This is a genomic window from Pseudomonas lundensis, assembly GCF_002269125.1.
Lineage (GTDB): Bacteria > Pseudomonadota > Gammaproteobacteria > Pseudomonadales > Pseudomonadaceae > Aquipseudomonas > Aquipseudomonas lundensis_A.
On the sequence record NZ_NQKI01000007.1, the window covers coordinates 94753 to 109837 of the forward strand.

At 57.2% G+C, this 15085-nt stretch carries 19 protein-coding genes; 9 read left to right on the plus strand and 10 right to left on the minus strand.

What is annotated here, in order from left to right; all coding sequences use genetic code 11:
• Nucleotides 1–15 precede the first annotated feature (15 nt).
• From hisC to CJF39_RS06785, 10 genes are all read right to left on the minus strand, one after another.
• Nucleotides 16–1068 carry a histidinol-phosphate transaminase gene (gene hisC, locus CJF39_RS06740; RefSeq protein WP_094992700.1) on the minus strand — a complete coding sequence of 351 codons (1053 nt, stop codon included), beginning with the start codon at nt 1066–1068 and terminating at the stop codon, nt 16–18.
• Nucleotides 1069–1070: 2 nt separating this feature from the next.
• Nucleotides 1071–2396: a histidinol dehydrogenase gene (hisD, locus tag CJF39_RS06745; protein ID WP_094992701.1), complete on the minus strand. Its 1326-nt coding sequence runs from the start codon at nt 2394–2396 to the stop codon at nt 1071–1073.
• Nucleotides 2397–2544: 148 nt separating this feature from the next.
• Entirely contained in the window at nt 2545–3180 is a 636-nt protein-coding gene (gene hisG, locus CJF39_RS06750; protein WP_047273377.1) for an ATP phosphoribosyltransferase, read from the minus strand.
• Nucleotides 3181–3362: 182 nt separating this feature from the next.
• Complete coding sequence (gene murA, locus CJF39_RS06755; RefSeq protein WP_094992702.1) at nt 3363–4628, minus strand: UDP-N-acetylglucosamine 1-carboxyvinyltransferase; 1266 nt, start codon at nt 4626–4628, stop codon at nt 3363–3365.
• 31 nt (nt 4629–4659) lie between these two features.
• Nucleotides 4660–4899, minus strand: a complete 240-nt coding sequence (locus tag CJF39_RS06760) for a BolA family protein (RefSeq protein ID WP_003439919.1) — start codon at nt 4897–4899, stop codon at nt 4660–4662.
• 114 nt (nt 4900–5013) lie between these two features.
• On the minus strand, nt 5014–5319 hold the full coding sequence (locus CJF39_RS06765; RefSeq protein WP_047273375.1) for an STAS domain-containing protein: 306 nt from the start codon (nt 5317–5319) through the stop codon (nt 5014–5016).
• On the minus strand, nt 5316–5963 hold the full coding sequence (locus CJF39_RS06770) for an MlaC/ttg2D family ABC transporter substrate-binding protein (RefSeq protein ID WP_094992703.1): 648 nt from the start codon (nt 5961–5963) through the stop codon (nt 5316–5318). The genes CJF39_RS06765 and CJF39_RS06770 overlap by 4 nt, the downstream gene beginning before the upstream one ends.
• An 11-nt stretch (nt 5964–5974) precedes the next feature.
• Entirely contained in the window at nt 5975–6442 is a 468-nt protein-coding gene (gene mlaD, locus CJF39_RS06775; protein ID WP_094992704.1) for an outer membrane lipid asymmetry maintenance protein MlaD, read from the minus strand.
• Nucleotides 6442–7239 carry a lipid asymmetry maintenance ABC transporter permease subunit MlaE gene (gene mlaE, locus CJF39_RS06780; RefSeq protein ID WP_094992705.1) on the minus strand — a complete coding sequence of 266 codons (798 nt, stop codon included), beginning with the start codon at nt 7237–7239 and terminating at the stop codon, nt 6442–6444. Before mlaE ends, mlaD begins: the two co-directional genes overlap by 1 nt.
• Nucleotides 7239–8048, minus strand: coding sequence for an ATP-binding cassette domain-containing protein (locus CJF39_RS06785; protein ID WP_094992706.1), 810 nt, complete (start codon nt 8046–8048; stop codon nt 7239–7241). Before CJF39_RS06785 ends, mlaE begins: the two co-directional genes overlap by 1 nt.
• Nucleotides 8049–8340: 292 nt before the next feature.
• Here CJF39_RS06785 and CJF39_RS06790 point away from each other — a divergent pair, with 292 nt between their 5' ends.
• The 9 genes from CJF39_RS06790 (at nt 8341) to rapZ (ending at nt 15081) form a co-directional block, all read left to right on the plus strand.
• Nucleotides 8341–9315: a KpsF/GutQ family sugar-phosphate isomerase gene (locus CJF39_RS06790; RefSeq protein WP_094992707.1), complete on the plus strand. Its 975-nt coding sequence runs from the start codon at nt 8341–8343 to the stop codon at nt 9313–9315.
• Complete coding sequence (locus tag CJF39_RS06795) at nt 9315–9839, plus strand: KdsC family phosphatase (protein WP_094992708.1); 525 nt, start codon at nt 9315–9317, stop codon at nt 9837–9839. The genes CJF39_RS06790 and CJF39_RS06795 overlap by 1 nt, the downstream gene beginning before the upstream one ends.
• A gap of 8 nt (nt 9840–9847) precedes the next feature.
• Nucleotides 9848–10420, plus strand: a complete 573-nt coding sequence (lptC, locus tag CJF39_RS06800; protein WP_047273368.1) for an LPS export ABC transporter periplasmic protein LptC — start codon at nt 9848–9850, stop codon at nt 10418–10420.
• Entirely contained in the window at nt 10407–10949 is a 543-nt protein-coding gene (gene lptA / locus CJF39_RS06805; RefSeq protein WP_047292283.1) for a lipopolysaccharide transport periplasmic protein LptA, read from the plus strand. Before lptC ends, lptA begins: the two co-directional genes overlap by 14 nt.
• A complete protein-coding gene (gene lptB, locus CJF39_RS06810) occupies nt 10949–11674 on the plus strand; it encodes an LPS export ABC transporter ATP-binding protein (protein WP_047273366.1) in 726 nt (241 codons plus the stop codon). The genes lptA and lptB overlap by 1 nt, the downstream gene beginning before the upstream one ends.
• Before the next feature lie 183 nt (nt 11675–11857).
• Nucleotides 11858–13354 carry an RNA polymerase factor sigma-54 gene (locus tag CJF39_RS06815; RefSeq protein ID WP_094992709.1) on the plus strand — a complete coding sequence of 499 codons (1497 nt, stop codon included), beginning with the start codon at nt 11858–11860 and terminating at the stop codon, nt 13352–13354.
• Between the two features lie 75 nt (nt 13355–13429).
• Entirely contained in the window at nt 13430–13744 is a 315-nt protein-coding gene (gene hpf, locus CJF39_RS06820) for a ribosome hibernation-promoting factor, HPF/YfiA family (RefSeq protein WP_094992710.1), read from the plus strand.
• Between the two features lie 12 nt (nt 13745–13756).
• Entirely contained in the window at nt 13757–14221 is a 465-nt protein-coding gene (gene ptsN / locus CJF39_RS06825; protein WP_094992711.1) for a PTS IIA-like nitrogen regulatory protein PtsN, read from the plus strand.
• Nucleotides 14222–14223: 2 nt separating this feature from the next.
• A complete protein-coding gene (gene rapZ / locus CJF39_RS06830; protein ID WP_094992712.1) occupies nt 14224–15081 on the plus strand; it encodes an RNase adapter RapZ in 858 nt (285 codons plus the stop codon).
• The last annotated feature ends 4 nt before the right edge of the window (nt 15082–15085 follow it).

Here is a 15085-nt window from a genome sequence, read left to right on the forward strand (position 1 = left end):
GGCAACACAGCGTGATTAAACGTCTGACAACCCTTCAATCAACGCCGCGTTCTGCTCCGGCGTGCCGATGGTGATGCGCAAGAACTGGTCGATCCGCAGTTGCTTGAAGTGACGCACGATCACACCTTGTAAACGCAACTTGGCGGCCAACGCCGCGGCATCGTGCTCCGGGTGGCGGGCGAAGATGAAGTTGGCCGCTGACGGCAGCACCTCAAAACCCAGCCCCTCAAGTTGCCCGACCAGTTGTTCACGGCTGTCAATGACGGCCTTGCAGGTCTGCTCGAAATACTCACGGTCCTCGAACGCTGCAGCCGCACCGACTATCGCCAGGCGGTCCAGCGGGTAGGAGTTGAAGCTGTTTTTGATGCGCTCCAGCGCCTCGATCAAGTCGGGATGCCCTACCGCGAGCCCTACCCGCAAACCTGCCAGCGAGCGGGATTTGGACAGGGTTTGGGTGACCAGCAGGTTCGGATAACGATCCACCAGGCTAATTGCTGTCTGCCCGCCAAAGTCGATGTAGGCTTCGTCGACCACCACCACCGAGTCAGGGTTGGCGTTGAGTATCTGCTCGATGGTTTCCAGCGCCAGCAGGCAACCCGTTGGCGCATTCGGGTTCGGGAAGATGATGCCGCCATTGGGTCTGGCGTAATCGGCTGGCTGGATCTGGAACTGTGCATCCAGCGCTACGGGCTCGAACTCAATGCCGTACAGCCCGCAATACACCGGATAAAAGCTGTAGCTGATGTCCGGAAACAACAACGGCTGGTCGTGCTGGAACAAGCCATTGAACACATGCGCCAGCACTTCATCCGAACCGTTGCCCAAAAAAACCTGATTGGCTTTCACCCCGTAATAGTCAGCCACCGCCTGCTTGAGCAGGTCGCTGTTCGGGTCCGGGTATAAACGCAGGTTGTCATTGATCTCGGCCTGCATCGCCGCGAGTGCTTTAGGCGAAGGGCCGTAAGGGTTTTCGTTGGTGTTGAGCTTGACCAGTCGGGTCAGTTTCGGCTGCTCGCCCGGCACGTAAGGCACCAGGTCTTTAACGAAAGAACTCCAGAATTTGCTCATGCTTATTGCCCCTTTTGATCGGCGATGATCCGGTACTCGGCACTGCGGGCGTGGCCGGTCAGCGACTCGCCACGGGCCAGTACCGAAGCCGTTTTGCCCAGCTCGGAGGCGCCTTGTTCAGAGCAGAAGATGATTGAGGAGCGCTTCTGGAAGTCATACACCCCCAACGGCGAAGAGAAGCGCGCCGTGCCCGAGGTGGGCAACACGTGGTTAGGACCGGCGCAGTAATCGCCCAGCGCTTCTGAGGTGTGACGGCCCATGAAGATTGCTCCGGCATGACGAATCTGCGGCAACCATGCTTGCGGATCAGCGACAGACAACTCCAGGTGTTCCGGGGCGATGCGATTGGCCACGTCGATGGCCTGCTGCATGTCGTCCACCAGAATCAACGCACCACGACCGTTGATTGAGGTATTGATGATCTCGGCGCGCTCCATGGTCGGCAACAGTTTGGCAATGCTAGCCGCCACCTTATCGAGGAACACGGCATCCGGGCTGACCAGAATCGCTTGCGCGTCTTCATCGTGCTCGGCCTGGGAGAACAGGTCCATGGCGATCCAGTCCGGGTCGGTCTGGCCGTCGCATACCACAAGAATCTCCGAAGGCCCGGCGATCATGTCGATGCCGACCTGACCAAACACGTGGCGCTTGGCAGTGGCGACATAAATGTTGCCCGGCCCGACGACCTTATCGACTTTCGGCACGCTTTCGGTGCCATAGGCCAGCGCTGCTACCGCCTGCGCCCCCCCGATGGTGAACACCCGGTCCACGCCGGCAATGCACGCGGCAGCCAGAACCAGTTCGTTGATCTCACCCCGCGGGGTCGGCACCACCATGACCACTTCGGTCACACCGGCCACCTTGGCCGGAATCGCATTCATCAACACCGACGACGGGTACGACGCCTTGCCGCCGGGCACATACAGCCCTGCACGGTCCAGCGGCGTGACTTTTTGCCCCAGCACCGTGCCGTCGGCTTCGGTGTAAGTCCAGGAGTCCTGCTTTTGCTTTTCGTGGTAGCTGCGCACGCGTTGGGCGGCTTTCTCCAGCGCCTCGCGTTGCTCGGCCGTGATGCGGGTCAAGGCCAGTTCCAGGCGCTCACGAGGCAAGATCAGGTCCGCCATCGAGGCCACTTCAAGGCCGTCGAAGCGTTGGGTGAACTCCACCAGCGCCGCGTCGCCACGCTCGCGCACAGCCTTGATGATGTCGAGCACGCGCTGGTTAACCGAGTCGTCAGACACACTTTCCCAGCTCAGCAGGTGATCCAGATGCTGCGCGAAATCCGGATCAGCAGCGTTGAGACGGCGAATTGCAGTGGGAGCGGTCATAGCGAGGGCCTCGGTAATTGGCGAATGCTTAGAAGTTAGGATGTTGCACAGCTCAGGCACCGCAAGACTACCAAGCCATCCGCGCGGGTACCTGAGATTTCTGGCTATTGCACGGATAGATGGGCGCGCCCGGGGACGCGCGGGTGAGTCAGCCGCGGTGTCGGGATTCCACTGCTTTGCGCAGGGTATCGATCAGGGCTTGAATGCGGGCGTGCTGCATTTTCATGGAAGCCTTGTTGACCACCAGACGGGAGCTGATGGCGGCAATGAAGTCCTGGGGTTCCAGGCCATTGGCGCGCAAGGTATTACCGGTATCGACCACGTCGATAATTTTGTCGGCGAGACCGATCAGCGGTGCCAGCTCCATGGAGCCGTACAGCTTGATGATGTCGACCTGACGGCCCTGTTCAGCGTAATAACGCTTGGCCACGTTGACGAACTTGGTCGCCACGCGCAGACGGCCTTTAGGCTCGACAGCACCTACGGCACCGGCAGTCATAAGTTTGCACTGGGCAATGCGCAGGTCCAGCGGCTCATACAGGCCCTGACCGCCGTACTCCATCAATACATCTTTACCGGCAACGCCAAGGTCAGCGGCACCGTGCTCAACGTAAGTCGGTACGTCAGTAGCACGAACGATCAGCAAACGTACGTCTGGCTGAGAGGTCGGGATGATCAGCTTGCGGCTCTTGTCCGGATTCTCGGTCGGCACGATACCCGCTTCAGCCAGAAGCGGCAGGGTGTCGTCAAGGATACGGCCCTTGGACAATGCAATGGTCAGCATGGGAAACGTAAGTCCTTATCAGGGTACTTATGCCCGGACGCAATCGGCGCCGGACAAACATCGAGCCTGATAATCAGGCTCGACTTGAACGATTCGAGGCCAGGTAAGGTAACGCGTCAAAACCGTTACGTCACCTGGCGGCTGGACACAGTCCGTGTGCCCCTGATGCCTGTTGCCAAAAACTAGCCCGGAACGCGGCGGATTTTGGCACCCAGCATTTGCAGTTTTTCTTCGATGCACTCGTAACCACGGTCTATGTGGTAGATGCGATCGATCAACGTATCGCCTTCGGCCACCAGTGCCGAAATCACCAGGCTGGCCGACGCACGCAGGTCGGTTGCCATCACCGGCGCGCCCTTGAGGGTTTCAGTGCCGGTCACGATGGCTGTGTTGCCTTCGACCTGGATCTTGGCGCCCATGCGGTGCAGCTCGTACACGTGCATGAAGCGGTTTTCGAAGATGGTCTCGATCACGGCGCCGGTGCCTTCAGCGATGGCGTTCAACGAGATGAACTGCGCCTGCATATCGGTCGGGAATGCCGGGTACGGAGCAGTGCGTACATTGACGGCCTTTGGACGCTTGCCGTGCATGTTCAGCTCGATCCAGTCTTCGCCGGTCGTGATCTCGGCGCCCGCTTCCTTGAGTTTCTCAAGCACGGCTTCGAGGATGGTCGGATCGGTGTCCTTGACCTTGACGCGGCCACCCGTAACGGCAGCAGCGACCAGGTAAGTACCGGTTTCAATACGGTCCGGCATCACGCGATAGGTCGCAGGGTGCAAACGCTCTACGCCATCAATGGTAATGGTGTCAGTGCCCGCACCGCTGACCTTGGCTCCCATGGCGTTCAGGAAGTTGGCCAGGTCGACCACTTCAGGCTCACGAGCCGCGTTTTGCAGAACGCTACGGCCTTTGGCCAGTGCTGCGGCCATCATGATGTTTTCAGTACCGGTCACGCTGACGGTATCGAAGAAGAAGCTGGCACCACGCAAGCCACCTTCCGGCGCCTTGGCCTTGATGTAACCGCCTTCAACGTCGATCACTGCACCCATGGCCTCAAGGCCGCGGATATGCAGATCTACCGGACGCGAGCCGATGGCGCAACCGCCAGGCAACGCCACTTCAGCTTCACCGAAACGGGCAACCATCGGGCCGAGTACCAGGATCGAGGCACGCATGGTTTTAACCAGCTCGTACGGGGCGATCAGGGTCTTGATCGTTCTCGGGTCGATTTCGACCGACAGCTTCTCATCGATCACCGGCTCAATGCCCATGCGGCCAAAGAGCTCGATCATGGTAGTGATGTCATGCAAATGCGGCAGGTTGGCCACCGTCACCGGGCCATCGCACAGTAGGGTCGCAGCCAGAATCGGCAAGGCAGAGTTTTTCGCCCCGGAAATGCGGATCTCGCCATCTAGACGGGCACCGCCGGTAATAATCAATTTATCCATAACAATCTCGACGCCAATGGGCTCAGGGGGCTCAGGTGCGCTCGGCCCAGGCCGCGCTGCTGAAGAATTTCATAGTGACCGCATGGATGCTGCCATCAGCGATCCACGGGTTTAAATGGGCATAGATGCTTTGTTGACGTTTCACCGGGCTCAAGGCCACCAGTTCGTCACTAATCACGTTCAGCTGAAAGTTGCAGCCTTCGCCCTCAACTTCTACCTGGGTTCCAGGCAGCTTTCCCTCAAGAAAGCTCTTCACTTCTACGGCCTGCATGCTCAACCTCAATCGGCGCCCAACGCGCGCGGGTCGGCCATCATACAAAAAAGCCCCGCGCCTGCGAACCCCGCTGAACAGGACTCTGACGGGGGGCTTCTCAATAAATGGCGATTAATGATGTGCCAACAGCTCGGTCAGGCCCGAAACCTGAGCGATTTCGCGCATGTCTTCGGGCATGGCACGAATGCTCAGTGGCTTGTTCAAGGCTTGTGCGTCTCGGATAAAGCATAGGAGTAACGACAAACCGACACTGCTGGATTTGGTGACTGCCGAGCAATCAACCACAAGGGATTTGGCCAGTGCTTTTTTGATCAGCGCCTGACCTTCCTTACGCAAGCGGGGGCCGGTCTGGTAGTCGAGCACGCCACTGAGGCGCAGTTCGCTTTCACCGGCCAGGGTCACGGCACCCTCACTCATTGGTCGATGGCCTTGTCAGTCTCTTTCTTGACCTTGGCCACTTCACCAGCCCAGTTATTAATGGTTTTATCCAGATCGTTGCCGTTTTTCTGCATGGCATCGGCAAACTGGTCACGGAACAGCTTGCCGATATTGATGCCATTGACGACCACGTTACGCACTTTCCACTCGCCGCCGACATTATGCAAGGTGTACGACAGCGGGTAAGTGGCGCCGTTATCGCCTTTAACAATCATGTCAACGCTGGTGCGATCGCCACTTTCATCCTTGGCAGGGCCAACGGTGATGCCCTGGTTTTTGAATTCCAGCAAGGCATTGCCGTAGAACTGCATCAGGCTGCGCTTGAAGTTCTCCTCGAAACGCTCCTTTTGTTCTGGCGTTGCCTTTCGCGAGTACTTCACGGTCATGATGCTATTGGCAATGCTCTTAACATCCACCGCAGGCCCGACAATAGTGTTCAGGGCATCGTAAAACTTGCTCGGGTCTTGCTTGTACTGCTCTTTATTGGCAGACAGGTCAGCCAGCAAACGCGTGGTGGTGTCTTGAACGATGTCGTGGGCCGATTGCCCCGGTGCTGCATTCGCCATCAGAGGAAGTGCGGCCGCCAAAACAACCAGCAGGCCACGGCGCAAGAGAGAAATCATCGAAACACTCCTTATTTGGCGTCTTTGCTAACGGTATTGAGCAGGAACTTGCCGATCAGGTCTTCCAGAACCAGAGACGACTGGGTGTCGTGAATAGTTCCACCGTCCTTGAGCAGTTCATCCTCCCCGCCCACGCTGATACCGATGTACTTCTCACCGAGCAGACCTGCCGTGAGGATAGACGCTGTCGAATCCACCGGAAGGTTATCCACCTTTTTTTCAATCTGCAGCGTGACGCGGGCCGTAAAGTTGTCGCGGTCCAGGTCGATCGCTGTGACCTTGCCGATAGTCACGCCCGCCATCGAGACCTTGGCGCGCACGGTCAGGCCGGCAATATTATCGAAGTAGGCATACAGCTTGTAGGTGTCACTGCTGGCGGTCGGGGACAGTCCACTGACCCGTAGGGCGAGCAACAGCAAAGCCAGGATGCCAGCCAGCAGGAACAGGCCGACACCGATTTCCATGGTGCGGTTTTGCATCAGAAATCTCCAAACATCAAGGCGGTCAAAATAAAGTCCAGCCCGAGTACAGCCAATGAGGCATACACCACGGTCTTGGTAGTGGCACGGCTGATCCCCTCTGAAGTGGGCTCGCAGTCATAACCTTGAAACACGGCAATCCAGGTCACTACAAAAGCAAACACGATGCTTTTGATGATCCCGTTAAGCACGTCACCGGTGAAGGTCACGCTGTTCTGCATGTTGGCCCAGTAGGAACCGTCGTAGACGCCCAACCAGTCCACCGCCACCCACGAACCACCCCAGATCCCGACCACGCTGAAAATCATTGCCAGCACCGGCAGGGAAATAAACCCGGCCCACAAACGTGGCGCAATGATGTATTTCAACGGGTCGACCCCAATCATTTCAAGGCTGGAGAGTTGTTCGGTCGATTTCATGTTGCCGATTTCGGCGGTCAGGGCAGACCCGGCGCGCCCGGCGAACAGCAATGCGGTCACGACCGGTCCCAACTCACGTAACAGGGTCAGGGCCACCATCTGCCCGACCGCCTGCTCTGAGCCGTAGCTGGACAGAATGCTGAAGCCTTGCAGCGCCAGCACCATGCCGATGAACACCCCGGACACCACGATGATCACCAGCGACATGACACCCACGGAATGCAGCTGTTTGAGCAACAGCCCGAAACCGCCGCCGATGCCGCCACGCCCCAGCAATGCGTGAAACAGGAAAATGGTCGAACGCCCCAGTACCGAGACAATGTCGATCCCGGCCCGGCCGAACAATCCGACGCGGTCGATAATTGATTGTTTGCGCATCAGCGCTTCCCCAGAAGATCGGTTCGGTAGTCCGACGCCGGAAAGTGAAACGGAACCGGACCGTCGGGATCGCCGTTCATGAACTGACGGATGCGCGGGTTATCGGCATTCATCAACTCGTCTGGCGTCCCCTGCCCCAGCACCTGACCATCGCCCACTACGTATAAATAGTCAGCAATGCTCGCTGTTTCGGCCAAATCGTGAGAAACCACAATGCTGGTGATGCCCAATGCGTCATTAAGCAGACGGATCAGACGCACCAAAACCCCCATGGCAATGGGATCCTGGCCGACAAACGGTTCGTCGTACATCAAGATTTGCGGGTCAAGCGCGATGGCCCGAGCCAGCGCTACACGACGTTTCATACCGCCGGACAGCTCATCCGGCATCAGGTCAATGGCGCCGCGCAACCCCACCGCCTGCAACTTGAGCAGCACGATGTCGCGGATCATTTCTTCCGGCAGCTCGGTATGCACGCGCAGCGGAAAGGCAACGTTTTCGAATACATCCAGATCGGTAAACAGTGCGCCGCTCTGAAACAGCACGCCCATATGCTTGCGGGCGTCGAACAGATCGCTGCGCGACAGTGTCGGCAGGTTTTGCCCATTGACCCACACTTCGCCGTTGCTGGGACGCAGTTGCATGCCCATCAAACGCAGAAGGGTGGTCTTGCCGCAGCCGGACGGCCCCATGATCCCCGTGACTTTGCCACGCGGGATACGAATATCGACGTTATTGAAAATGCTGCGCGAACCGCGCTTGAAGGAAACTCCCTTCAGCTCGACCGCGTAGGCGTTATCGGCACTCATCTAAACTCCTTGCGATGCAGCCTCTGCCTCTAACCGGACATCAAGCTTCTTTTCAAGAAGCGCGCGTTCCTTGAGCGGGCCGAACTGGCGGCGAACTATATCACTGCTGTTACTGACCGCCAAAGGCTGTAGGAGTGCCCATTCAGGTTCAGGACAGTGAAAAATGGGTAAATCATCCTAAAGTCCAGTAGTGCTTTGTTGCATGAGACAACAAAGCATGACGAACACACGTGAGGGAATTGCTCAGAACCGCTATAATCGCCGCCTTTTCTCAGGCTACCCGACTTCAAACATGAGCCAATCCAGCGACCTGATTCAATCTGCACAACGCACCATCCGCCTCGAACTGGAAGCTGTAGAAGATTTACTGCCCCGGATCGACGCTGATTTCGTACGCGCTTGCGAGATGATTCTAGCGAGCAAGGGTCGAGTCGTCGTGGTCGGCATGGGCAAGTCCGGGCATATCGGCAACAAAATTGCCGCGACCCTGGCCAGCACCGGCACCACGGCTTTCTTTGTTCACCCGGCCGAAGCCAGCCACGGCGACATGGGCATGATTACCCGCGACGACATCATTCTCGCGCTGTCGAATTCGGGCTCTACCGCCGAGATCGTCACTCTGCTCCCTCTTATTAAACGCCTCGGCATCCAGCTCATCAGCATGACCGGCAACCCCGAGTCACCGCTGGCCAAGGCTGCCGACGTCAGTCTGGATGCCCGCGTGGCCCAAGAAGCCTGCCCACTGAACCTGGCGCCTACTTCGTCGACCACCGCAACGCTGGTCCTTGGCGATGCACTGGCCATTGCCTTGCTCGAAGCCCGCGGGTTCACGGCTGAAGACTTCGCCTTCTCGCACCCCGGTGGAGCACTTGGCCGCCGTTTGCTGCTCAAAGTTGAAAACGTCATGCACTCGGGCGATGAGCTGCCGCAAGTGGTTCGCGGCACGTTGCTCAGAGATGCCCTGATGGAAATGACCCACAAGGGTCTGGGCATGACCGTTGTCACTGAACCAGATGGCAAACTGGCCGGCATCTTCACGGACGGCGACTTGCGCCGCACGCTGGATCGCGAAATCGACATCCGCAACGCGACCATCGACACGGTGATGACACCTCACGGCAAAACAGCCCGCGCCGACATGCTGGCCGCCGAAGCCCTTAAAATCATGGAAGACCATAAAATCAGCGCGCTGGTTGTCGTCGACAAGGACGACCGCCCTGTCGGCGCCTTGAACATGCACGATTTGTTGCGCGCAGGAGTGATGTAATGACCAGCGATTTGCTCAAACGCGGCAGAGCCATCAAGCTCGCCGTTTTCGACGTTGACGGCGTATTGACCGATGGCCGGTTGTACTTCCTGGAAGACGGCAGCGAGTTCAAGACCTTTAATACCCTCGACGGCCAGGGCATCAAGATGCTGATGGCAGCCGGCGTACAAACGGCAATCATCAGTGGTCGCAAGACACCAGTCGTTGAGCGTCGCGCGCAAAATCTGGGTATCGCGCACCTGTATCAGGGCCGCGAAGATAAATTGGTGGTATTGGACGAGCTTCTCGGCCAACTCAACCTAAGCTATGAACAGGTTGCCTATCTGGGCGACGACCTGCCGGATTTGCCGGTCATCCGTCGCGTAGGCCTTGGTATGGCTGTAGCCAACGCCGCCAGTTTCGTTCGCGAACATGCCCACGGCATTACCCAGGCACGCGGCGGTGAAGGCGCCGCACGTGAATTTTGCGAACTGATCCTGCGTGCCCAAGGCCGTCTGGATGCCGCTCACGCTGCCTACTTATAGAGCTTTTTATGCTGAGTAAAAAAATTCGCAACTTCCTGTTATTCGGCGTCATAGCGGCGCTGTTTGCAGCCGTGGGCTATTGGAATATCAGCCCGGAACGCTTCCTCGACAAACCTGCCGTAGCGGTGGATGAGCACGCAATCGACTATTACGCCATCAACGCTCATAGCCTTCAGTACCTGCCGGACGGCAAGCTCCAATACGAAATGACGTCCGACAAGGTTGAACACCTCAAGGCTTCCGAAGTGACGCTGCTGACCAACCCGGACCTGCAGATGTACCGCGGAACCACCTTTCCGTGGCACGTTCAAAGTGAGCGCGGCGAGGTTAATCCGGACGGCACGGAAGTCGAGCTGATCGACTCGGTACGGGTCGCCCGCACAGACGAACGCAACCGCGAGCTGATTATCACCAGCTCACGCATGACAGTATTCCCACAGAAGCAATATGCGCAGACCGAGCAAGCCGTTAGAATCGACGGCGCTGGCGGTGTGACCACTGCCAAGGGAATGAAAGCATATTTGAAAGACGGCAGGATGGACCTGCTGTCCAACGTAAGAGGACAGTATGAGTCTCGTTAAAACCCTCCCTTTATTGCTCAGCTTGAGCGCAGCACTGGGAAGCGTGAGCGCCTGGGCTCTGCCGAACGACACCGAACAGCCTATCCGTATTCAGGCTAACGAAGCGCAGCTGGATGACAAGAAAGGCGTCGCGACCTACAAAGGCGACGTCATCATCACGCAAGGCTCGATGAAAATCACCGGCAACACCGTCACGATCACCCGCAACGCTGCCGGTGAAATTGACGTTGTGACCTCGGTTGGCAACCTGGCCTACTTCGAACAACTGCAAAAAGCCACCGATCCGGTACCGGTCAAGGCCTACGCAGTGACCATTCAGTACCATGCACCGCAAAACCGCATCGTGCTGATCGACAAGGCCAAAGTGATCAACGATGGCAACACCACTGAAGGCGAGAAAATCGTCTATGACACAGTCAAACAAGTGGCCAACGCCGGTCGCGCCAACGGTAGCAGCGTGACTGCACCTCGTCCGCGCATCGACATGGTGATCCAGCCGAAGAAAAAAACTGACGCGAAGGCCCAGTAATGGCAACTCTTAAAGCCCAGCATTTGGCTAAAAGCTACAAGAGCCGTCAGGTGGTGCGCGATGTCAGCCTGTCGATCGACAGCGGACAGATCGTCGGCTTGCTCGGCCCTAACGGCGCGGGCAAGACCACCTGCTTCTACATGATTGTGGGCTTGGTGCAAGCGGATCAGGGTCGTGTACTGATCGACGATCTGGATGTCAGTCATCAACCGATGCACGGCCGCGCACGCGCCGGTATCGGTTACCTGCCGCAAGAAGCCTCGATTTTCCGCAAGCTTTCGGTCGCCGATAACATCATGGCGATTCTTGAGACACGCAAGGAACTCGACAAAGCAGGTCGTCGCAAGGAGCTGGAAAGCCTGTTGCAGGAATTCCACATCAACCATATCCGCGACAACCTGGGCATGAGCCTGTCGGGTGGTGAGCGTCGCCGGGTAGAAATCGCCCGCGCACTGGCTACCGCCCCCAAGTTCATTCTGCTCGATGAACCCTTTGCCGGTGTTGACCCCATCTCTGTGGGCGACATCAAGCAGATCATTCACCACCTCAAGGCCAAAGGCATTGGCGTGCTGATCACCGATCACAACGTCCGTGAAACACTCGATATTTGCGAAACGGCTTACATCGTAAACGACGGACAATTGATTGCTGAAGGCGACGCTGAAACGATTCTGGCCAACAAATTGGTGAGAGAAGTGTATCTGGGCAACGAGTTCCGCTTGTAAGCCCCTACGCCTAAAAATGCCTGACGGGCGTTTTCAATTTGCTCACGTCTTCCGGACGAATTGTAAACGCCTCTAGGCAAACGCTACGGTTTCAGGCATATAATTTGCTTATGTTTGGCGCTAACGCGCCCTTGTAGTGGATGGCGCCATGCGCGCCGGCGAATAAGGTGTTAAGCCCCTGCCATGAAACCATCGCTAGTCCTGAGAATGGGCCAGCAGCTGACAATGACACCTCAGCTGCAACAAGCCATACGCCTGCTCCAATTGTCGACCCTGGACCTGCAACAGGAAATCCAGGAGGCGCTGGAATCCAACCCGATGCTCGAACGCCAGGAAGAAGGCGAAGATTTCGACAACTCGGATCCATTGGCCGACAACATTGAGCAAAAACCCGCCAGTGACATTCAAGAACCCTCCTATCAGCAGGAGTCCGCAACCACTGTGGATAACCTGGAGGAAGGCGAATGGAACGACCGCATTCCCAACGAACTCCCCGTCGATACGGCTTGGGAAGACGTTTATCAGACCAGTGCCAGCAGCCTGCCCAGCAACGACGATGACGAGTGGGACTTCACCACCCGCACTTCGGCCGGTGAAAGCCTGCAAAGCCATTTGCTTTGGCAGTTGAACCTGGCGCCCATGTCGGACACCGATCGGCTTATTGGCGTTACCCTCATCGACTGCATCAATACGCAGGGCTACCTCGACGAAACCCTCGAGGAAATCCTCGAAGCCTTTGACCCGGAACTGGACATTGAGCTCGATGAAATCGAAGCCGTCCTGCACCGTATCCAGCAATTCGAACCGGCCGGCATTGGTGCCCGCAATCTGGGCGAATGCCTGCTGTTGCAACTGCGCCAACTGCCTGCAACAACGCCTTGGCTCGAAGACGCCAAGCGCTTGGTAACGGACTACATCGACCTGCTGGGCGCACGTGATTACAGCCAACTGATGCGCCGCATGAAGCTCAAGGAAGACGAACTGCGCCAGGTCATCGAGTTGGTGCAAAGCCTTAATCCGCGTCCGGGATCGCAAATTGAGTCCACAGAACCGGAATACGTTGTACCCGACGTCATCGTGCGCAAAGACAACGAACGCTGGCTCGTAGAGCTCAACCAGGAATCGGTACCGCGCCTGCGGGTCAATGCCCAGTACGCCGGTTTCGTGCGACGCGCCGACACCAGTGCCGACAACACGTTCATGCGCAACCAGTTACAAGAAGCGCGCTGGTTCATCAAAAGCCTGCAGAGCCGTAACGAAACCCTGATGAAAGTGGCAACACAAATTGTCGAGCATCAGCGCGGGTTTCTGGAGTACGGCGATGAGGCCATGAAGCCGCTTGTGTTGCACGACATTGCAGAAGCAGTCGGTATGCACGAATCGACCATTTCACGGGTCACCACACAGAAATTCATGCATACCCCACGCGGTATCTATGAACTCAAGTACTTTTTCTCCAGCCATGTAAGCACCTCCGAAGGCGGCGAATGCTCATCCACGGCGATCCGCGCGATCATCAAAAAACTGGTTGCGGCGGAAAATCAGAAAAAGCCGTTGAGTGACAGCAAGATCGCTGGTTTACTGGAGGCACAAGGTATTCAGGTAGCCCGTCGCACGGTCGCCAAGTACCGCGAATCCCTTGGGATTGCGCCTTCCAGCGAGCGTAAGCGTTTGATGTAAGCAACGGGCCACAGCGTTTCAGTGGCAGGCTTTCCGGCCTGCTACTTTATGCAATGGAATCAAAGGAGAAACTGTATGCAAGTCAACATCAGTGGACACCATGTGGAAGTGACCGCCCCCCTGCGCGCTTACATCGGCGAAAAACTGGACCGGCTGGAGCGTCATTTCGACAAAATCACCAACGTGACTGTGATTCTTACCGTCGAAAAGCTGCTGCACAAAATCGAAGCGACCCTGCATATACCCGTTGGGAAAGGTGAAGTCGTTGCAAATGCTGAGCATACAGATATGTACGCCGCCATCGACAACCTCGCCGACAAGCTTGATCGCCAACTGAAAAAGCATAAGGAAAAGACCGTCAGCCTCCTCCAGGGCGCGACTGGTCGTTAATACCCCATACCCATGATTCGACTTGAAAGCATCCTGACCCCCGGCCGTTCACACGTGAACGTGCCGGGTGGCAGTAAAAAGAAAGCCCTTGAATACATTGCCAACCTGATCAGTCGCGAAGTGCCTGGTCTAGAAATGCAGGATGTTTATGAAAGTCTGATTGCCCGTGAAAAACTGGGCTCTACCGGTTTTGGTAACGGCATTGCTATCCCACACTGTCGCCTCAAAGGCTGCGAGGCGCCTGTCAGCGCTTTGCTGCACCTTGACGCCCCCATAGATTTCGACGCCATCGATGGCGCGCCGGTCGACCTGTTGTTCGTATTGCTGGTGCCAGAAGCGGCCACCGATGCACACCTGGAACTGCTCAGGCAGATCGCCAGCATGCTCGATCGCAAAGATGTGCGCGAAAAACTGCGCAGTGCACCGAGCAACGAAGCGCTGTATCAGGTTGTTCTGGACGTACAGAACGGTCATTAATCATGCGCTTGATCATTGTCAGCGGACGCTCCGGCTCCGGTAAAAGCACCGCCCTCGCCGTCCTCGAAGACAACGGTTTCTATTGCATCGACAACTTGCCCGCCGGCTTGCTTCCCGAGCTGGCAGAGCGGGCGTTGATTCACACTGAACTCGCACAGCCGCTGGTGGCGGTCTCGATTGATGCGCGCAACCTGCCCAGCCATTTGTCGCGGTTTCCACAATTGCTCGAAGAAGTGCGCAACCGTCATATTCAATGTGACGTGTTGTACCTGGACGCAGACGAGGAAACCCTGTTCAAGCGTTTCTCCGAGACCCGCCGCAGGCACCCCCTGAGCAGCGCCAGCCGCTCGCTGGCAGAAGCCATCCGCGATGAAACAACGTTGCTGGGGCCCATCGTTGACCTCGCGGACCTTACGATTAACACCACCAATCTGAACCTGTATCAGCTGCGCGACACCATAAAGCTGCGCCTGCTGAACAAACCGGAGCCCGGTACGGCATTTCTGGTGGAGTCATTTGGTTTCAAGCGCGGGATGCCGGTGGATGCCGACCTCGTCTTCGACGTGCGTTGCCTGCCCAACCCCTACTGGAAACCCGAATTGCGCGAGCAATCGGGGCTTGATCAACCGGTAGCCGATTACTTGACCGCGCAGCCGGATGTTGAAGAGATGTTCCAGGATATTTCCAGCTATCTGCTGAAATGGTTGCCGCGTTTTGCCGCGAGCAATCGTGCTTATGTGACGATCGGTATCGGGTGCACCGGCGGGCATCACCGCTCGGTGTACCTCACTGAACGACTGGGCAAGTGCCTGCAAGAAACCCTGAAAAACGTCCAGGTTCGCCACCGCGACCTTACTTGAAAGG